At 38.3% G+C, this 19,177-nt stretch carries 18 protein-coding genes; 12 read left to right on the forward strand and 6 right to left on the reverse strand.

Features of this window, described 5'->3' with window-relative positions; translation table 11 throughout:
• Positions 1 to 38 precede the first annotated feature (38 nt).
• The 6 genes from C568_RS0122885 (at position 39) to narI (ending at position 8,209) form a co-directional block, all read left to right on the forward strand.
• Complete coding sequence (locus tag C568_RS0122885) at positions 39 to 710, forward strand: NAD(P)H-dependent oxidoreductase (protein WP_018782823.1); 672 nt, start codon at positions 39 to 41, stop codon at positions 708 to 710.
• A gap of 172 nt (positions 711 to 882) precedes the next feature.
• The gene (locus C568_RS0122890) at positions 883 to 1,575 is read left to right on the forward strand and encodes a Crp/Fnr family transcriptional regulator (protein ID WP_016116713.1); all 693 of its coding nucleotides are present in this window, start codon (positions 883 to 885) and stop codon (positions 1,573 to 1,575) included.
• A gap of 217 nt (positions 1,576 to 1,792) precedes the next feature.
• The gene (locus C568_RS0122895; RefSeq protein ID WP_018782824.1) at positions 1,793 to 5,476 is read left to right on the forward strand and encodes a nitrate reductase subunit alpha; all 3,684 of its coding nucleotides are present in this window, start codon (positions 1,793 to 1,795) and stop codon (positions 5,474 to 5,476) included.
• Positions 5,466 to 6,941: a nitrate reductase subunit beta gene (gene narH / locus C568_RS0122900; protein ID WP_018782825.1), complete on the forward strand. Its 1,476-nt coding sequence runs from the start codon at positions 5,466 to 5,468 to the stop codon at positions 6,939 to 6,941. The genes C568_RS0122895 and narH overlap by 11 nt, the downstream gene beginning before the upstream one ends.
• Before the next feature lie 18 nt (positions 6,942 to 6,959).
• On the forward strand, positions 6,960 to 7,490 hold the full coding sequence (narJ, locus tag C568_RS0122905; RefSeq protein ID WP_003201180.1) for a nitrate reductase molybdenum cofactor assembly chaperone: 531 nt from the start codon (positions 6,960 to 6,962) through the stop codon (positions 7,488 to 7,490).
• Between the two features lie 17 nt (positions 7,491 to 7,507).
• Positions 7,508 to 8,209, forward strand: coding sequence for a respiratory nitrate reductase subunit gamma (gene narI / locus C568_RS0122910; RefSeq protein ID WP_006096259.1), 702 nt, complete (start codon positions 7,508 to 7,510; stop codon positions 8,207 to 8,209).
• 73 nt (positions 8,210 to 8,282) lie between these two features.
• Here the strand turns inward: narI and C568_RS0122915 are convergent, their stop codons facing one another.
• The 5 genes from C568_RS0122915 to C568_RS0122940 all read right to left on the reverse strand — a co-directional run bounded on the left by C568_RS0122915 (position 8,283) and on the right by C568_RS0122940 (position 12,053).
• Positions 8,283 to 8,819 (reverse strand): YHYH domain-containing protein, encoded by a 537-nt coding sequence (locus C568_RS0122915; RefSeq protein ID WP_018782826.1) that lies wholly within the window; start codon positions 8,817 to 8,819, stop codon positions 8,283 to 8,285.
• Positions 8,820 to 9,223: 404 nt separating this feature from the next.
• Complete coding sequence (locus tag C568_RS0122920; RefSeq protein ID WP_003201175.1) at positions 9,224 to 9,544, reverse strand: hypothetical protein; 321 nt, start codon at positions 9,542 to 9,544, stop codon at positions 9,224 to 9,226.
• An 18-nt stretch (positions 9,545 to 9,562) separates the two neighbouring features.
• A complete protein-coding gene (locus tag C568_RS0122925) occupies positions 9,563 to 9,790 on the reverse strand; it encodes a spore germination protein (RefSeq protein ID WP_033794593.1) in 228 nt (75 codons plus the stop codon).
• Between the two features lie 135 nt (positions 9,791 to 9,925).
• Positions 9,926 to 10,231 carry a rhodanese-like domain-containing protein gene (locus tag C568_RS0122930; protein ID WP_003201171.1) on the reverse strand — a complete coding sequence of 102 codons (306 nt, stop codon included), beginning with the start codon at positions 10,229 to 10,231 and terminating at the stop codon, positions 9,926 to 9,928.
• A 703-nt stretch (positions 10,232 to 10,934) separates the two neighbouring features.
• Positions 10,935 to 12,053, reverse strand: a complete 1,119-nt coding sequence (locus tag C568_RS0122940) for an alpha/beta fold hydrolase (protein WP_018782828.1) — start codon at positions 12,051 to 12,053, stop codon at positions 10,935 to 10,937.
• Positions 12,054 to 12,255: 202 nt separating this feature from the next.
• Between C568_RS0122940 and C568_RS0122945 the strand changes: the two genes are divergently transcribed.
• The 5 genes from C568_RS0122945 to C568_RS0122965 all read left to right on the forward strand — a co-directional run bounded on the left by C568_RS0122945 (position 12,256) and on the right by C568_RS0122965 (position 17,219).
• Entirely contained in the window at positions 12,256 to 14,217 is a 1,962-nt protein-coding gene (locus C568_RS0122945; RefSeq protein WP_018782829.1) for a spore germination protein, read from the forward strand.
• 16 nt (positions 14,218 to 14,233) lie between these two features.
• Complete coding sequence (locus C568_RS0122950; RefSeq protein ID WP_018782830.1) at positions 14,234 to 15,328, forward strand: spore germination protein; 1,095 nt, start codon at positions 14,234 to 14,236, stop codon at positions 15,326 to 15,328.
• Positions 15,304 to 16,383: a Ger(x)C family spore germination protein gene (locus C568_RS0122955; protein ID WP_018782831.1), complete on the forward strand. Its 1,080-nt coding sequence runs from the start codon at positions 15,304 to 15,306 to the stop codon at positions 16,381 to 16,383. The genes C568_RS0122950 and C568_RS0122955 overlap by 25 nt, the downstream gene beginning before the upstream one ends.
• Before the next feature lie 125 nt (positions 16,384 to 16,508).
• Positions 16,509 to 16,694: a hypothetical protein gene (locus C568_RS0122960; protein ID WP_003201353.1), complete on the forward strand. Its 186-nt coding sequence runs from the start codon at positions 16,509 to 16,511 to the stop codon at positions 16,692 to 16,694.
• Positions 16,695 to 16,790: 96 nt separating this feature from the next.
• Positions 16,791 to 17,219 (forward strand): haloacid dehalogenase, encoded by a 429-nt coding sequence (locus C568_RS0122965; protein ID WP_018782832.1) that lies wholly within the window; start codon positions 16,791 to 16,793, stop codon positions 17,217 to 17,219.
• Positions 17,220 to 17,702: 483 nt separating this feature from the next.
• Here C568_RS0122965 and C568_RS35685 read toward each other — a convergent pair whose 3' ends face one another.
• A complete protein-coding gene (locus C568_RS35685) occupies positions 17,703 to 18,776 on the reverse strand; it encodes a hypothetical protein (RefSeq protein ID WP_081623637.1) in 1,074 nt (357 codons plus the stop codon).
• A 203-nt stretch (positions 18,777 to 18,979) separates the two neighbouring features.
• On the opposite strand from C568_RS35685, the gene C568_RS0122980 reads away from it, so the two are divergent.
• A partial coding sequence (locus tag C568_RS0122980; protein WP_018782834.1) for a helix-turn-helix domain-containing protein occupies positions 18,980 to 19,177 on the forward strand: 198 nt, incomplete at its 3' end.

Consider the following 19,177-nt stretch of genomic DNA (forward strand, 5'->3'; position numbering starts at 1 on the left):
ACTATAAAAAAGTAAATAATTAAAAGGTGGTTATTTAAATGGAACATACAAAAGAAGAAATTTTAAAAGCTTATCAATTTAGACATGCATGTAAAGAATTTGATGTAAATAAAAAAGTCTCTGATGAAGATTTTCATTTTATTTTAGAAACTGGTCGACTTTCTCCAAGTTCATTTGGTTTTGAACCTTGGAAATTTGTTGTGATTCAAAATCAAGATATTCGCAACAAACTTCTCCCTGTGGCTTGGGGAGCTCAAAAACAATTATCAACAGCGAGCCATTTTGTCGTTATATTAGCTCGTAAAAAAGAAGATATGATTTATGACTCTTCCTATATTTCTAACTTCATGAAAAATATTCAGCAGCTTCCCGAGGAAGTCGTAACGATGAAGCTTGGTTTTTATAAGGCGTTTCAAGAAACTGATTTTCAATTATTTGAAAGCGACCGTGCCATGTTTGATTGGGCTTCTAAACAAACATACATCGCTCTTGGTAATATGATGACTGCAGCTGCCCAAATCGGCATTGATTCTTGCCCAATTGAAGGGTTCCATCAAGAAAAAGTAGAAGCGATTTTAAAAGAAGAGGGAATTGTTTCAGGCGATACATTTGGTGTGTCTGTTTTAGTTGCTTTTGGTTATCGAGCGGAAGAACCAAAACGTGATAAAACTCGTCAAACAATGGATATGGTTGTTGAATGGATTAAGTAATGTAAAAGAAAAGAGTGTCTACAAAGGACACTCTTTTTTTCGTTGTGAAAAGTGCGCTTGTTCACTGCTAAAAATAAACTTATTACCTATAATAAAAAGATATTTCTTGCATTTTCACCATATTTACATCCAAAATAAGAAATAGACTGCTTTAAAAAGAAAGGTGATTGCTGTGACAAACCGTACGGCATTATCGGAAGACTTAAAGGAATTACTTGCATCTGTTGAATATAAAATGCAGATTAATAAAGGAAGTTATATTTTCCAAGAAGGTGTGGAGGCAAAAGAACTCTATATCGTCCGCTCTGGAAAAGTACAGATTAGTAAAATTAGTGCTGACGGACAAGAGTTAACACTTCGCATTTGTTCAAAACACGATATTATCGGGGAGTTAACATTATTTACGGACAATGCAAAATATTTATTAAATTCGAAATGCCTGGAAGATGTTGAAGTTGGAGTCATTAAACGAGATGCTTTAGAAAAGGCATTGCTTGAAAAACCTGCTCTTGCATTTGAATTTATGAAATGGATTAGTGAACATTTACGAAGAATGCAAACAAAATTCCGTGATTTAGTGTTACATGGAAAAAAAGGAGCTCTTTATTCCACGCTCATTCGCATGACAAACAGTTATGGCATATTAAAAGAGAATGGTATTCTTATCGATCTACCTTTAACAAATCAAGAGCTTGCGAATTTCTGTGCAACCTCACGTGAAAGTGTAAACCGTATGTTAAACGATTTAAAAAAACAAGGAATTATTTCTATCCATAAAGGAAAGATTACCATTCATAATTTACAATTTTTAAAATGTGAAATTGCTTGTGAAGATTGCCCTACCTCTATTTGTAGCATTGAGTAGCCTCTCTATTTGAGATGCTACTCTTTTTTCTTTCTCCTTTACTCTACATAAAAAACTCTCTCTGTACTGTGCAGAATGTCACAACCTTTCGGAATTTTTTTTAATATCAATCTGATTTTTGACAATCTGTTGAACTGTGATAGATATCACATCTCTATTTTGTATGCTCTCTTATAGTGAAAATAAGCAAGAGAGACGCAATAAAGGAGTGAACAGTATGAAAAAGAAACCTTCAGCATTAATGAAACGTTTAAAATATTTTTCTCCGATAGATCGCTATAACGACAATCATACACAAGAAACATATGAAGACCGTGAATGGGAAAACGTGTATAGAAAACGATGGCAACACGATAAAGTAATCCGTTCTACACACGGTGTTAACTGCACTGGTTCTTGCAGCTGGAATATTTATGTGAAAGATGGAATTGTAACTTGGGAAGGTCAAGAACTGAACTATCCTTCTACCGGCCCTGATATGCCAGATTTTGAACCGCGTGGATGTCCGCGTGGGGCAAGTTTTTCTTGGTACATTTATAGTCCACTTCGCGTGAAATATCCATATGTACGTGGTGTCCTTTGGAATATGTGGCAAGAGGAACTTCAAAATCACAAATCACCGCTAGACGCTTGGAAAAGCATTGTGGAAAACCCTGAAAAAGCACGTACTTATAAAGAGGCGCGTGGTAAAGGCGGCTTCATTCGTGCTAGTTGGGATGAAGTATTACAACTAGTCGCTGCTTCCTTACTATACACAGTGATCAAATATGGTCCAGACCGAAATGTTGGTTTCTCACCAATTCCAGCTATGTCGATGTTAAGTCATGCTGCTGGTAGCCGCTTTATGCAGCTCATGGGTGGACCTATGCTCAGCTTCTACGATTGGTACGCTGACTTACCACCAGCTTCTCCGCAAATTTGGGGTGATCAAACAGATGTACCTGAAAGTAGTGATTGGTACAACTCTGGTTACATTATGACATGGGGTTCAAACGTACCAATGACAAGAACACCAGATGCCCATTTCTTAGCGGAGGTCCGTTATAAAGGAACGAAAGTCGTTTCCGTAAGTCCTGACTTTGCTGAATCCACAAAATTTGCTGATGATTGGATTAGCGTAAAACAAGGTACAGACGGTGCGCTTGCGATGGCAATGGGACACGTCATCTTACAAGAGTTTTACGTAGACAACCAAGTGGAATACTTCACAAATTATGCAAAACAATATACTGATTTTCCGTTCTTTGTCACATTAAAACAACAAGGAGACCAATTTGTTGCAGATCGTTTCTTAAACGCGAATGATATTGGTCGTGAAACAAAGCTTGGCGAATGGAAACCTGTTCTTTGGAACGAAAACACCAATAATTTTGCAACGCCTCATGGCACAATGGGGTCACGCTGGGATAACGAAAAGAAATGGAACTTACGTTTAGAAGACGAGCAAACAGGCGAAAAAATTGATCCACGCCTTTCTTTACTTGGCATGGAAGATGCAGTTGAAACTGTACAAATTCCATACTTCTCCGATGACGGAAACAAAATATTAGAGCGAACAATTCCAGTGAAAAAAATTGCAACAGAAAAAGGCGACATTTTCGTTACAACTGTGTACGACTTAACGTTAGCAAACTACGGTGTCAACCGCGGACTTGGCGAGCAAGAACCGAAAGACTTCAATGATGATGTTCCATTTACACCAGCATGGCAAGAAAAAGTGACCGGAGTAAAACGAGAACTGATTATTCAAATCGCTCGTGAGTTTGCTCAAAATGCTGTTGATACAAATGGACGCTCGATGATTATTGTCGGCGCTGGTATTAACCATTGGTTTAACTCTGATACGATTTATCGCGCGGTTCTAAATCTTGTTCTTCTCGTTGGTGCACAAGGTGTAAACGGTGGCGGTTGGGCGCATTATGTTGGGCAAGAAAAATTACGTCCGGCAGAAGGCTGGCAAACAATTGCAATGGCAAAAGACTGGCAAGGTCCGCCGAAATTACAAAACGGTACATCCTTCTTCTATTTTGTAACAGATCAGTGGCGCTATGAAGATACACCAGTTGGCCATTTAGCATCGCCAGTTGTCGGCAACTCACGCTATCAACATCACGGTGATTACAATGTGTTAGCTGCTCGTCTTGGTTGGTTACCTTCTTATCCAACATTCGAGAAGAATGGAATTGAACTATATAAAGAAGCTGTCGCTAGTGGCGCAACAACGGGGGAAGAAATCGGAAAATATGTTGCGCAAAAGCTAAAAGAAAAAGAACTTAAATTTGCCATTGAAGACCCAGATAACAAAAATAACTTCCCGCGCAATTTATTCGTATGGCGCGCAAACTTAATCTCAAGTTCTGGTAAAGGGCACGAGTATTTCTTAAAACATTTATTAGGTACAACAAACGGATTAATGAATGACGATAGCGATTCATTACGACCAGAAGAAATAAAGTGGCATGAAGAAGCACCTGAAGGAAAGCTTGATCTACTGATTAACTTAGATTTCCGTATGGCTGGAACAGCACTTTATTCTGATATCGTCCTTCCTGCCTCAACTTGGTATGAAAAACACGATTTAAGTAGTACAGATATGCATCCGTTCGTACATCCATTTAATCCGGCAATCGGTTCACCGTGGGAAGCACGCTCTGACTGGGATATTTTCTGTTCCCTTTCTAAAGCAGTCTCTGATTTAGCAAAAGAACTTGATCTTGATCCGATGAAAGAAGTTGTGGCAACACCACTTCTTCATGATACACCGCAAGAATTGGCACAGCCGCTTGGCAAGATTAAAGATTGGAGCAAAGGTGAGTGTGAACCAATACCAGGAAAGACAATGCCGCAAATTCATGTTGTAGAACGAGATTATAAAACAATTTATGACAAGATGACAGCGCTTGGACCAAACACTGGGAAGCAGCCAATTGGTACGAAAGGGATTTCTTGGTCTGCAGAAAAAGAATATGAACAATTAAAGAGTCGATTAGGCGTTATTCGCACTGACTCTATCGCCAAAGGATGCCCTGATATAACAGAAGCAATCAATGCTGCTGAAGCGGTGTTAACCCTTTCTTCTACAACGAACGGTCATATGGCTGTAAAAGCATGGGAAGCTCTTGAAAAACAAACAGATTTACATCTGCGCGATTTAGCAGAAGAACGCGAAGAAGAATGCTTTACATTCGAACAAATTACTGCGCAGCCAAAAACGGTGATTACTTCTCCTGCCTTTACTGGTTCTGAAAAAGGGGGACGCCGTTACTCACCATTTACAACAAATGTTGAGCGCCTTATCCCTTGGAGAACGATAACTGGACGACAATCGTTCTACTTAGATCACGATATGATGAAGGAATTCGGTGAAACAATGGCAACATTCAAGCCAATCTTGCAACATAAACCGTTCCGTAAATCACGCCCTGAGGTAGAAGGAAAAGAAATTACACTAAACTATTTAACACCGCATAATAAGTGGTCGATTCATAGTATGTACTTCGATTCCTTACCGATGTTAACGCTGTTCCGTGGTGGTCCAACTGTTTGGATGAACAAAGATGACGCCGCCGAAGCTGGTGTTAGTGATAATGACTGGATCGAATGCTTTAACCGTAACGGCGTTGTCGTAGCACGTGCCGTTGTAACGCACCGCATACCAAGAGGAATGGCCTTTATGCACCACGCACAAGACCGTCATATTAATGTGCCTGGTACAAAATTAACGAGCAACCGCGGAGGAACGCATAATAGCCCAACCCGCATTCATGTAAAACCAACACATATGATTGGTGGATACGGTCAATTAAGCTATGGATTTAACTACTACGGTCCAACTGGTAACCAGCGTGACTTAAACGTCGTGATCCGCAAACTGAAGGAGGTAGATTGGCTTGAAGATTAAAGCGCAAGTCGGAATGGTAATGAACCTAGATAAATGCATCGGCTGCCATACTTGTAGCGTAACGTGCAAAAACACCTGGACGAATCGTCCAGGTGCTGAATATATGTATTTCAACAACGTGGAAACAAAACCTGGGATTGGTTATCCAAAACAGTGGGAAGATCAAGAAAAATATAAAGGCGGCTGGGAATTAAAAAACGGTGAAATCCAGCTAAAATCCGGTTCAAAAATGAAACGTCTCATGAACATTTTTCATAACCCAGATCAACCTACAATCGATGATTACTTTGAACCTTGGAACTATGATTATGAAACATTAACAAATAGTCCGCAGCGAAAACATCAACCGGTAGCTCGCCCAAAATCAGCAATTACTGGAGAGTTTATCGACAAAATTGAATGGGGCCCAAACTGGGAAGACGATTTAGCAGGCGGACATATAACAGGCTTGCAAGATCCGAACGTCAAGAAAATGGAAGAAGATATTAAAACAGATTTCGAGAATGTCTTTATGATGTATCTGCCTCGCATTTGCGAACATTGTATGAATCCATCTTGCGTTTCTTCTTGCCCATCTGGAGCGATGTATAAACGTGAAGAAGACGGGATTGTCCTTGTTGATCAAAATGCATGCCGCGCTTGGCGATTCTGCGTTTCTTCTTGTCCATATAAAAAAGTATATTTTAACTGGCAAACAAATAAAGCAGAAAAATGTACAATGTGCTTCCCGCGTATCGAAGCTGGTATGCCAACGATTTGCTCGGAAACATGCGTAGGACGTATTCGTTATATTGGGGTAATGTTATATGACGCTGACAAAGTAAAGGAAGCCGCTTCTGTCGAAGACGAAAAAGATTTATATGAATCTCAGCTTACTGTCTTCTTAGATCCAAATGATCCAGAAGTAGCTGCGGAAGCAAAAAAACAAGGTATTCCTGAAGAATGGATTAAAGCGGCTCAAGAATCACCAATTTATAAAATGATTATTGATTGGAAAATCGCCCTTCCTCTTCACCCAGAGTACCGGACAATGCCGATGGTTTGGTATATTCCACCGCTTAGCCCGATTATGAATATGGTGGAAGGGAAAGGAAGCAACTGGCAAGCAGAAGAAATTTTCCCTGCTATTGATAATATGCGTATTCCAATTCAATATTTAGCTAACTTACTTACTGCAGGAGATGAATCACATATTCGTCTTACATTGAAAAAAATGGCTGTTATGCGAACTCATATGAGAGCACTGCAAATTAATAAAGAACCAGATGAAGCTGTATTAAAAGAACTCGGTTTAACGAAAGAAGATGTAGAAGATATGTATCGCCTTCTTGCGATTGCAAAATATAAAGACCGTTTCGTTATCCCTACATCTCACCGTGAACAAGTTGCAGATTTATATAGTGAACAAGGAAGCTGCGGCCTTTCCTTCGCAGGCGGCCCAGGTTCTTGTATGACACTCTCTTAAACTAAGGAGGTAATAGCTATGAAACAAGGTTTACAAACTGCTTTTTCTTGTGCTTCCTTCCTTCTCTCCTATCCTGAAACAGGATGGAGAGAAGCTTTACCAGAACTACAAGAAACAATTGATACGATTACGCATGAAGAAATTCACACGTTGCTTACAGCTTTCATCAAACAAGCTCAAGAAAAAACAAACGATCAACTCATTGATTCTTACGTATATACATTCGACTTTGGAAAGAAAACAAATATGTATCTCACTTACATGAACACAGGTGAACAAAGAGAGCGTGGAATTGAATTATTAGAGCTAAAACAACACTATCAAAAAGCTGGCTTTGCGGTAACAGATAAAGAACTACCTGATTATCTACCGCTTCTACTTGAGTTTCTCGCAAACGCAAATGAAGAAGATAGCGAACCAATTATGAGTAGATACACGAAAGATATACAAGCATTGCACGGACAGTTAAAAGAAGCAAATTGTATGTACGAACCAATTCTTGCTGCCATTCTCCTCGCCATCGATGCCTGGGGAGTACAAGCGAATTAGAAAGGAGTGTCGTCAAAATGATGGATCAATTTTTATGGGTGCTGTTCCCCTATATCATTTTCGCAATCTTTATCGGTGGACACATTTTCAGATACAACTATGATCAATTTGGCTGGACATCAAAATCTAGCGAACTATTAGAGAAGAAAATGCTCCGAATCGGAAGTTTACTCTTTCACTTTGGCATTATGTTCGTAATCGGTGGACACATCATGGGAATATTAATACCAGAATCTGTATATACCTCTTTTGGTATTTCTGAGCATATGTATCATATGGTCGCTATCGGCTTCGGTCTTCCTGCAGGAATTGCTTCAATTGTTGGTTTAGTGATTTTAATGTATCGTCGCTTTACAGTAAAACGCATTATCGCAACAAGTACAAAAGGAGATTATGTCGCCCTCGTCCTCTTGTTCATTGTAATGTTAGCAGGTCTATCCTCTACATTTTTCAATATTGATGCAAAAGGATTTGATTATCGAACAACAATTGGCCCATGGTTCCGCAGCCTCTTTGTTTTTCAGCCGAAAGCAGAATATATGGCAGAAGTACCTATTTGGTTTAAAATCCATATCATTGCAGCGATGGGGCTCTTTGCAACATGGCCATTTACAAGACTTGTACATGTCTTTAGCGTTCCAGTGAAATATTTACGACGCAGTTATGTTATTTATCGAAAAAGACAACCTATTGAATCTGAAAAAGCAAAAATCCAATAAAAAATAGCACCTATCCTATAAAAATAAGATAGGTGCTATTTTATTTTTCCGTTAATCTTCCATATTCATTTTACTATTTATTCGGATTCCAAGCACCATTACTTTCGAAATAGTACTTTACTCCTTTAATGAGTTGCCAACCTGTTTGCATTGCCCCACTTCCGTTGAAGTAGTACCATTTTCCATCAATTGCTTGCCAACCTGTTTGCATTGCTCCGCTTCCGTTGAAGTAGTACCATGTGCCGCTAATTGCTTGCCAGCCTGTTTGCATTGCTCCGCTTCCGTTGAAGTAATACCATGTCGTACCTACTTGTTGCCAGCCTGTTTGCATTGCTCCATTTCCGTTAAAGTAATACCATATCGTACCTACTTGTTGCCAACCTTTCGCTTTCGTTCCATTTTGATCATAGAAATACCACTTTCCATTATCTTGTTTCCAATTGTTATGATAATGGTATTCTCCTGTTTCAAGCTCATATTTCCCACAGTTTGTTCGGCAAGTATGTCCACCATTTTTGTCCAATCCACCAGGGCTTGCATAAGCAGCTGTCGTTGATCCCATAATTGTTAGACCAACTGCCATCGCTAAAACTTTCATATTCTTTTTCATAGATTCACTTTCCCCTTCTCTTTATCTATTTATCTATCAAGCATTATTATATGAAAACCGAATGATATTAATAAAGAATTGTGTTTTTTACATATTATAAAAATATAAATTCCCAGACTTCTAATATTCTCTATCTACTAAAATAATGCGTTTCCTTTTATAAATCGTTTTACTACGGCAGTATCTGGCACTAACCCAAATAAATAGTGATTTTATATTATTACTAGGTGAACCTCTTGTTTCTATTACAACAAAGGTATTGAACATTCAATTTATCCCGCTATCTGCAGGCAGCAAGCCCCCAACTTTTCCCTCTCCTTGTTCTCCTTGACAACCATATGTACGAAAAAGACGTAAACAATGAAAAAATAAGAAAATCCCCTACTTTTAGTAGAGGACTCTTTCTATAAACCTGGTACAGAATCCAAGCTATCCGCATTCGGAACAGCTTGCATAGTACCTGACGTGTTGGCACTTGGAGCGGTATTCGTGCTCATACTTGTTCCAATCGCTGAACCTTTCGTATACGTCGTTGTCACTACATCCCCTGGGTTCAAGCAAAGATTTGTTGCCGTTCCTATTACAGTCACAACATCAATACAAGTTGGCCCTGTTGCTCCACTGTATGTCTTTGATGCAACAAATGAAGTATCCCGCAAGTTATCCCCCGTAAATAAATTCCCATAGTTATTTACAATCACAAACTCTTTAATATTTGCCGGCATGACCAGTCAACCTTTCTGTTATGAACCTAATGTTAATTCACTTGTTTCTAGTGGTGGAAGGAATTCTGGCGTCCTAGGAGTAACTGACGGCATCCGTTTTCCATTCAAAAAAGTAGCGATGCTCGATCCACCAGAACCAGCATATATTTTCGAAGCAGCAAATGGTTCAATAGTATAACAATCACCTACATTAACAGCTCCTGTGTTATTAACAATCTTTATTTTACGAATTCGCGCACTCACCATCCTCCCTCCTTTCTATATAAATCGATTATAATAGCAGGAATTGTTGCTCACTCATATGCGAAAAACAATTCTTGTATACACTGTATGCAAAAGAAAAAAACTTGAAACAGACGCGTTTCAAGTTTTAAAAATGAATTATTGAATTTCACCTTCATATTGCAGCATACCGCCGACCATATTCACTGTTTTAAACCCTTGTTCATTTAAATAATGACATACATTTTCACTGCGCATTCCTGATCGACAAATAAAAATATACTCATTTTCTTTATCAAAGAATTCTACTTTATTTGGAATATCACCCATTTTAATATGTACAGCTTCTGGAATTTTCCCTTGTGCTACTTCCTCATCTTCACGTACATCTACTAAAAATAACGTTTCCCCGTTTTCTAAGCGCTCTTGCACTTCTTCTGTTGTAATTGTTTTTACTTCTGTCATATGTCGTTCCTCCTTAATATAATTAAAACTTTAACGTATTTCCGAAAGAAGTCCCCACTCCAAAACGCGTTCGTATTTAAGTGAAGGGTAGTTGACGTAGTAAATTTTTTCTCTACTCATCTATTCATCACCAATTTTAGCATGGAAAATTACGAACGCAAAGAAGTGAAACTTCCCTCATTTGCATTATTCCCTAACTCATTTGTAAATTTATTACATTTACAAATCTACCTCTCACATTGTATCCTCAATATACTTGTTTTACGAAAGGAGTCGATCGACATGACACTTTTTCTTTTCATTATAGGTCTCATTTTTTTAATTCTCGCTATCATTTCACTCGGTATATTTAACAAAAGAAGACCCACACGATCCTCTCAAGAACGAGCATTCTTTTATTTATTACTTAGTATCGCTTGCCTTGGATTATGCATTGCTACATACGTCTTCCGTTTAAAAATCATCTAAAAAGAAGGTGCTCGCTTAACGGCTCGCACCTTTTTTCACACATTTCTATATATTTATTTCAATTTTTCAAGCGTATAAGTCGCGGCTCCGAAGAACCAAAAGTGACCGCTACTTGTTTTCTCTCTTTGTTTTCACTTGGCACGGGGCAGAAAAAAGGGGCTGATCACTTCTATGCATGGCCAGATGCTCTCTTCCACCTAAAGATTAGGTTTTATGTGCTTTTTTCAATTTGCACTTATACAAACACTCTTCTCTTTAAAAACTCATCCACTTTCTTTTCAAATAAATGAACATCAAATACACCAGCCATATGGCCATTAATACTTTCAATCTCATAAACCTCTGCGCATTTCCCTTGTTTCTGGAGCAGCTCTACCATTTTATAATTATAACGAGAAGGTTGCAGTAAATCTTGTTTACACGGAATCATAAGCACATCTGCCTCTATTTGAGAAAGTGCCCCTTCTAAAGAGGAAAAACCGTGTGCAAGATCATGTAATAACGTTGCTTTCGCTGTATACATCCATGAATTCGCATCCACAAAAGTAATATTTTGAAGTGTCAATGCATTTATATTTTGTTCAAATGAAGTCCGTGCTGAGAAATTCTCATAAGGTAGCGTTTCCGCACTATTACGCGGAAATGTCGTTTCATAATAGTGCGCATCAAACCCATTTATAAACATCATTTCCCCTGCTAAATGCAGCCCTTTCGTCGGCTGTTCATCCCCATAATTTCCATCATTCCATTTTGGATCTAACTGAATAGCTTCAATTGCATTTTGCAGAACATTAACCGATGTCACAACCGGATTTTGCGGATTCGTAATTACACCAATCATTCGCTCTACCATATGGGGATAACGAACAGCCCATTGCTGCGCAATCATTCCACCAGCTGATGGTCCGATTACCGCATGTAACCTTGTAATTCCCATTGCATTCACTAATTCATATTGCACACGTGCTACATCTAAAAATGTAAATACTGGAAACCCCATCCCATATTCAGATCCCGTTATTGGATTAACTGACTTTGGTCCCGTTGTAATCACGTAAGGATTTTTCACTTGTACATTACAAAGATTATCGGTACATATCACAAAATAGCGATCGGTATCAATTGCTTTACCCGGTCCAATCAGTCCGTCCCACCAACCAGGAATGAGATCTTGCTCCGTATATTTTCCTGCCGCATGGCTTGTTGCACTAAAATAATGACAGACTAAAATCGCATTTGATTTTTCCCGGTTTAATTTACCGTACGTCTCATATCCAATCTGAACAGGGATCTTTATGCCATTTTCAAATGTAAACTTTTTTAAATGAAAGCTTTCTTTTTTTACATACATCATAAATTTCTACCCCATTGTAAATACGTCATTATATATCAATCCTCCATAACAAATCTATCCCGTTTACCAAAACACTTTTACGTTTCCAAAAGAAACCCTTCTTTTAACAAAAAGGATTTTTGATTCCCCATAAACATGTGCATAATATACAAAATACGCCATAAACTAACATTATCTTACATGAGTTAAAGAGGGAATACGTATGATATGGAAATGGTTTCGAAAGAAAAAAAAATCAAGTAAAACAGATTCAAAAGAGCAAAATCAAACTACTAAACAAGAGGAACAAACACAAAACAAACAACATCAATCTGCTCAAGGTACTAAACAAGACGCGCAGACACAAAACAAACAACATCAATCTGCCCAAGCTACTAAACAAGACCAGCAAACACAAAACAAACAACATCAATCTGCTCAAGGTACTAAACAAGACGCGCAAACACAAAACAAACAACATCAATCTGCCCAAGCTGCTAAACAAGACCAGCAAACACAAAACAAACAACATCAATTTGCCCAAGCTACTAAACAAGACCAGCAAACACAAAACAAACAACATCAATCTGCTCAAGGTACTAAACAAGACGCGCAAACACAAAACAAACAACATCAATCTGCCCAAGCTACTAAACAGGACCAGCAAATACAAGGCAAGCAGCAAAATAATAGTAGCAATAGCATTTATGATTTCAGTAAACCCGAGAAAGAAAAGGTTCACTCTCTTCAAGATTTATTAGAAAACCTAAAAACATCTAGTGATTTTGTAAGTTATCACACATCAGATGATGAAACAATGCCGTATTGGATTTCTTATTACCGGCCATCGCTTGATGGTGAAAAATTACAAAAGTATTTAATGCCAGCTTTATTAGAGCATACGTGTTCTACATTAGAAGAATTAAAAGAGCATATTCCAATGAGCGGAATTACGATCACAAATGATCTTCAAAAAATCGAAGATATGGTTTTAAAAGGGCACGCTATCGTACAGTTACATGAACAAGATCAAAAATGTATCTTAGCAAATATCACAATTGATAATTATCGGGCGCCATCTATTCCATTAAATGAATCTACAGTTATTGGCCCACAAGAGGGATTTGTAGAGGATCTTGATACGAATCTTAACTTAGTACGGAAACGCCTTCCAGTGTTAGCACTACAAACAAAAGAGGTTATCATTGGGACATTCTCTAAAACAAAAGTTGTCATGATGTATTTAGAGAACCTTGCTGAAAAAGACAGTGTTGATTATTTAGAAGAGTCACTTCGTACAATTGAATACGATCAAATCAACGACAGTTCCTATATTCAAGAATTGATGGGAGAAAAATCAATCTTCCCACTATTTATTAATACAGAACGTACAGACCGAGTAACGACCGCATTAATTGATGGAAAAATCGCTATTTTTGTAGATGGTTCACCGAGCGTCTTACTCACTCCTGTTTCATACTTTGATTTTTTTGTTTCGCCAGAGGATTACAACGTATCTTGGCTTTACGCTACGTTTTCAAGATTTTTACGACTCATTGCTGTTCTGTTTTCCATCTGCGCAGCACCATTATATGTTGCCATTTTAAGTTATCATTACGAATTAATTCCAAGCGATTTACTCGAAACATTAATTTTATCAAGAGCACAAGTTCCTTTCCCACCTTTAATAGAAGCACTCTTTCTAGAACTGGTTATTGATTTACTTAGAGAGGCTGGGGCTAGACTGCCAATGAAAGTAGGCCAAACACTCGGTATTGTAGGCGGTATCGTAATCGGACAAGCATCTGTACAAGCAGGACTAACAAGTAATATTTTATTAATCATTGTCGCCTTATCCGCGTTAGCTTCCTTTATCACACCGATTTATAAGATGGGGAACGCAGTTCGCTTACTACGATTCCCATTCCTTTTATTTGCAGAATTAGGTGGACTATTCGGAATTTCACTAGGTTTTATCTTTTTATTTACTCATCTATTCAGGCTTTCTTCTTTACAGAAACCATTCGCGCTCTTTTATCCAGCAAGGCGACAATCACTAAAAGACTCTTGGATTCGGTTTCCATTATCTATGATTGATACAAGAGATATTCAAGCAAGGCCGCAACACGTAAAAAAATCAGCACATGGGATTTCAACAAAACATACATCTGATTTTGATGAATAAGAAACGAGGTGCACATATGAGTAAAGTCAAAACAAAATATCAAATATCTCCTATCTTTGTTTTCTTCTTAGTTCATAGTGCACAGTTCGGCGCTGGAGTTCTCGGATTTGCACGCATTATCGCCAAAGCTGCGGGCTACGACGCTTGGATTGGTGTTCTCATCACAGGAATCATCATTCACATTCTCGTTTGGATGATGTATTACTTATTAAAAAATACAGAAGGCAACCTAATAGACCTTCATCACCAAACCTTTGGAAAGTGGCTCGGTAATGGCATTAATATTGTATTCATGCTGTATTTTTTGGTTGCGAGTATATCCGTTGTTCGAACGTATGTTGAGATTGTTCAAGTATGGATGTTTCCTACCGGGTCCACTTGGATGTTCACCGCCTTTTTATGTTTATTAAGTTACTACATCATCTCATCAGGATTCCGCATCATCACTGGTATCTGTGTCGTTTCAATTAGTGGGACACTAGGTTATATTTTTCTTAGCCTATTTATGTTCAAGTACGCGCATTGGGAAAATTTACTTCCTGTTTTTACGCATTCTTTGGGAAATATTTTAAAAGCATCCCAATTGTCAATTTATACTATGACGGGCTTTGAAATTTTTCTTATGGCATACCCATTTGTGAAGAATCCCGAGAAATCTCATAAATTTGCACAATATGGTGTATTATTCTCTAACATTTTATATTTATTTAGCACGATTTTGGCATTCGCTTTTTTTAGCGAAAAACAGTTATCAAAAACAATTTGGTCTCAGCTTTCCATGACACAAGTTATTCAATTACCCTTTATCGAACGACTAGAGTACATTGCCATCTCCGGCTATGCACTTGTAATTCTTACAAGTTTTATTCTTCCATTATGGGCTGCTACAAGAGGAACACATGAAATCTTTCATGTAAAGCAAAAATACATTTTACTTTCTTTCATGTTCATTACAATTATTGTGTCACAACTTTTAACAAACAGGCATGATATCAACGATTTTATTAGTCATACTTCCAAAGTTAGTCTTTGGCTTATATATGTTTACATCCCAATCTTATTTCTTATCGTGTGGGTGAAAAGAAAATGGAAAAAATCAAGAAAAAACTAATTCTTCTTTCATGTATTTGTTTATTCATCATAACAGGCTGTTTGCAAAAAAATATTGTTGATGATGTTCAGTTAATTCAAGGGGTTGTTTTTGATACAGCAAAAAATAATAAAATAAAGGTAACATCGGTTTGTCCGGTGCAGCGAAAAGGAAATAAAGTACAGGTCTTTGAAGGAATAGCAAATGCCGTTAAACAAGTAAAAGCTGATACTTCTTTGGAATCTTCTCAACCATTTGCAAGCGGACAAATGCGCGTTGCTTTATTTACTACAAGAATTGCAAAAAAAGGATTGTCGACCTCCTTTGATACCCTGATTCGCGATGTCAGCATCGGAAACTCAGTGTATGTTGGATTATTAGAAGGAAATGGACCTGAGCTGTTAACAGGAAAATATACAACTTCTTCTAATGTGGCTATCTATATAAAAAAAATGTTAGAGCATAACATGCAAACTGGCCCCGTACCAACTGATAATTTACATTTAGGTGCATTTCGTTATTATCGTGAAGGCCAAGACTCTTATATGCCTATCCTAAAAAAGAGTAAAGACAAAATCAAAATCACTGGCATTGGACTTTTAAAAAAGGATAAGTATGTCGGAAAAATTGATCGACAAGATATGTTCATATTTAAGGGGTTATTGGAAAAACATCGGTTAGATTCACACGAATTTAAAAGTAATAATGGATATGTAATGATCAATAATATACGCTCCAAGCCAACGTATACTGTAAATATAAAAGCTGGAAAGCCTTCCTTTTTAATTAAAGTAAAAATAGATGCACGCATCTTAGAACTTTCGAAACAAGTAAACCTAGAAAATAAACAGAACACAAAAAAAATATCACAAGAAGTTGAAAAAAGCTTAAATACTAAAGCCACAAAACTCATCAAAAAATTTAAATCTTTAAATGTTGATCCTCTTGGGCTAGGAGCTAAATTTAGACAACACTATCGACCATTTAAATTAGCAGAATGGAAAAAAATGTACAAAGACGTTCCTATCACAGTAAAATATGAAGTTGATATTACAAACTCCGGTGTAATCGAATAATATGAAATATAGTTCCCTCAAAATGTCAGATAATGATTGAACTCCTCTTCCGAGCATGATACAACGGAGAGAGGAGTTTTTTGATAATACTTACATAAAGAAAAAAGATATTTACGGGGGAGCTTATGTCTAAAAAGTTAGTAAAACCTATTTTAAATGGTATTCTGTTTCTCGGCGTCTTTTTATTTGCTCATACATACTTAAAAAATGTTTCATTTACACGTTATTTACTTGTTGTCGTACCGACGCTACTTGTTGGGATGTTCGGAATTGATCTCGCTTTATCATTTTTAATAAAGAAAGAAGAGTAGGGAAAGAACATCTTATTTTATAAGGTGTTTTTTTTATTAAACAATCTCCTTATGTTACAATAAAGTTCGGCACAAAACGTGAAAGGATGAAACAACATGGCTAACGAAAAAGGTTTAGATAAAGGATATGAACTTGTTGCAAAAATGCACGAGGTATTTGGACACCCTGTTACAGATGTACCAACAAAATTAACAGAAGAACGCGCAAAAATTCGCGCAAGCTTTATGCAAGAAGAGTTAGAGGAATTTTTAGAAGCTAATACTGTAGAAGATCAATATGATGCGTTAATTGACCTTATCTATTTCGCATTTGGAACATTTGCAGAAATGGGAGTTCGTCCCGATAAAGGCTTTGAAATTGTAAACAATGCAAATATGGCAAAACTATTCCCTGACGGAAAACCACGTTTCCGCGAAGGCGATGGCAAAATTTTAAAACCAGAAGGCTGGCAAGCACCAGAACCACAGTTACGTGCTGAAATTGAGCGTCAACGCCAAAAAGCATTAGCAAAAGCAGGGAAATAAGATTGAATAGGCTACCATTCGCGGGAAGTTAAGCCCCGCACTTATGTCTTATTTTTTCGAGCGAACGATATGTTGTGTCGAAACGCCGATATATCTGAAAAAGGAGCTCTCTTTATGAAGAGAGCTCCTTTTTGTTTATCCCGCATTAACGGGCAGTAATACCCCCACCTCAAAATTCGGTGAAAGCAAAGAAGTTAGGTGAGAGATAAACTGCCCGTAAAAGCCCGATTGGTGAGGGCTAATAATCAGTGGGGATGAAGAAAACCCCCACTGATTAAAGTTTCACTTTATTTTTTCTTCTTTTCTGTCGGTTGACTTTGTTTAGCGAAATTAGATGAATCATCGAAATTCGGTTGCTTTTTACCAGCATTATTACTTCTACCTTTTCCCATATGTAATGCACCTCCTCTCCTCCTTACTATTCCCAAAATAAAAAATCCCCTTGCGTACAAGAGAATTTTTTTATGTTTTTTATTTACTCTATTAGTGTCCGTGTCCAGCATGCCCTGCCGCGCCCGCTGTTCCTGCAGTACTTCCTGCACTTCCCGCTCCGCCATACCATGTTTGATGTTGTTGACCATGGTGTTGATGCTGGCCATGGTGTTGATGCTGACCATGGTGTTGATGCTGACCATGGTGTTGATGCTGACCATGGTGTTGATGCTGACCATGGTGTTGATGCTGACCATGGTGTTGATGCTGACCATGGTGTTGATGCTGACCATGGTGTTGATGCTGACCATGGTGTTGATGCTGACCATGGTGTTGATGCTGACCATGGTGTTGATGCTGACCATGGTGTTGATGCTGACCATGGTGTTGTGTTTGATATAAAACCGCCTGTGGATGAATTTGATGGTGACCATGATGATGTACTTGTTGCTGATGATGACCGTGTTGCTGATGATAACCGTGTTGCTGGTGGTAACCGTGTTGCTGGTGGTGACCATGATGTTGGTGGTGACCGTGATGTTGGTGGTGACCGTGATGTTGGTGGTGACCGTGATGTTGGTGGTGACCGTGATGGACGTGATGACCGTGATGGACGTGATGACCGTGATGGACGTGATGGACGTGATGACCGTGATGGACGTGATGACCATGAATCATTTGTGGACCTACTCCTCCTACTAGAATAGGAGCAACACCACCAAATCCTGGTTGCGGACCAACTGATGCAGGGAAGCCAGATTGTGCCCCGCCTACAAATGTTGGAAATGTAGTTGGTGCCCCTACAGGAACTCCACCTTGCGCTCCTCCTACAAATGCCGGAAATGTAGTTGGCGCTCCTACAGGAACTCCACCTTGCGCTCCTCCTACAAATGCCGGAAATGTAGTTGGTACTCCTATAGGAACTCCACCCTGCGCTCCTCCCACGAATGTTGGCATTCCGGTTTGCGCTCCAGCTACAGATGTAGGAACTCCTTCTGATGATCCGCCCATCCATGTTGGGTTCCCGCCATATCCTTGTTGTCCAGCTCCTCCCATTAGCATTTGTGCATAGCCATCCTGACCTATCATAAAGCCGTGCGATGCGTTATTATCCATCCCTTTCATTTCTTTCACCTCTTTCTCTCAATTTAACCTGCCTTTGTTATCATATTTCTCATACAAGAATAGGTGTTTGTCTATAAGGGAATTCCACTCATTTTTCAGTTGTCTAAAAAAAAGAGCAGCCCTCTCATAATGATATGATCCCCTTATAGTAGACAGTAAAAAGAAAGCACATTAATCTGTTTACTATGGGGGGGATTTTTTCTATGGGTAAAATTAGAGTAACTTACGATATAGAATTTAAGAAAAAAGCAGTAGATTTATACCTTAAAGAAGGAATGGGATACAAAACGGTCGCTAAAGAACTAGGAATTGATCACTCAGTAGTAAGACGTTGGGTGAAACACTTTGAGGCTGAAGGTATCAAAGGACTAGAAGAAAAACGTGGTAAAGCGAAAGGGCCA

This window comes from Bacillus sp. 95MFCvi2.1 (assembly GCF_000374965.1).
In the GTDB taxonomy this organism is placed as follows: Bacteria; Bacillota; Bacilli; order Bacillales; family Bacillaceae_G; genus Bacillus_A; species Bacillus_A pseudomycoides.

Excerpts from the sequence above, each read along its gene's own strand:
- C568_RS0122885 (WP_018782823.1), top strand. The coding sequence starts at position 39 with ATGGAACATACAAAAGAAGAAATTTTAAAAGCTTATCAATTTAGACAT.
- C568_RS0122895 (WP_018782824.1), top strand. The coding sequence starts at position 1,793 with ATGAAAAAGAAACCTTCAGCATTAATGAAACGTTTAAAATATTTTTCT.
- narJ (WP_003201180.1), top strand. The coding sequence starts at position 6,960 with ATGAAACAAGGTTTACAAACTGCTTTTTCTTGTGCTTCCTTCCTTCTC.
- narI (WP_006096259.1), top strand. The coding sequence starts at position 7,508 with ATGATGGATCAATTTTTATGGGTGCTGTTCCCCTATATCATTTTCGCA.
- C568_RS0122915 (WP_018782826.1), bottom strand. The coding sequence starts at position 8,819 with ATGAAAAAGAATATGAAAGTTTTAGCGATGGCAGTTGGTCTAACAATT.
- C568_RS0122920 (WP_003201175.1), bottom strand. The coding sequence starts at position 9,544 with ATGCCGGCAAATATTAAAGAGTTTGTGATTGTAAATAACTATGGGAAT.
- C568_RS0122925 (WP_033794593.1), bottom strand. The coding sequence starts at position 9,790 with ATGGTGAGTGCGCGAATTCGTAAAATAAAGATTGTTAATAACACAGGA.
- C568_RS0122930 (WP_003201171.1), bottom strand. The coding sequence starts at position 10,231 with ATGACAGAAGTAAAAACAATTACAACAGAAGAAGTGCAAGAGCGCTTA.
- C568_RS0122940 (WP_018782828.1), bottom strand. The coding sequence starts at position 12,053 with ATGATGTATGTAAAAAAAGAAAGCTTTCATTTAAAAAAGTTTACATTT.
- C568_RS0122945 (WP_018782829.1), top strand. The coding sequence starts at position 12,256 with ATGATATGGAAATGGTTTCGAAAGAAAAAAAAATCAAGTAAAACAGAT.
- C568_RS0122950 (WP_018782830.1), top strand. The coding sequence starts at position 14,234 with ATGAGTAAAGTCAAAACAAAATATCAAATATCTCCTATCTTTGTTTTC.
- C568_RS0122955 (WP_018782831.1), top strand. The coding sequence starts at position 15,304 with ATGGAAAAAATCAAGAAAAAACTAATTCTTCTTTCATGTATTTGTTTA.
- C568_RS0122960 (WP_003201353.1), top strand. The coding sequence starts at position 16,509 with ATGTCTAAAAAGTTAGTAAAACCTATTTTAAATGGTATTCTGTTTCTC.
- C568_RS0122965 (WP_018782832.1), top strand. The coding sequence starts at position 16,791 with ATGGCTAACGAAAAAGGTTTAGATAAAGGATATGAACTTGTTGCAAAA.
- C568_RS35685 (WP_081623637.1), bottom strand. The coding sequence starts at position 18,776 with ATGAAAGGGATGGATAATAACGCATCGCACGGCTTTATGATAGGTCAG.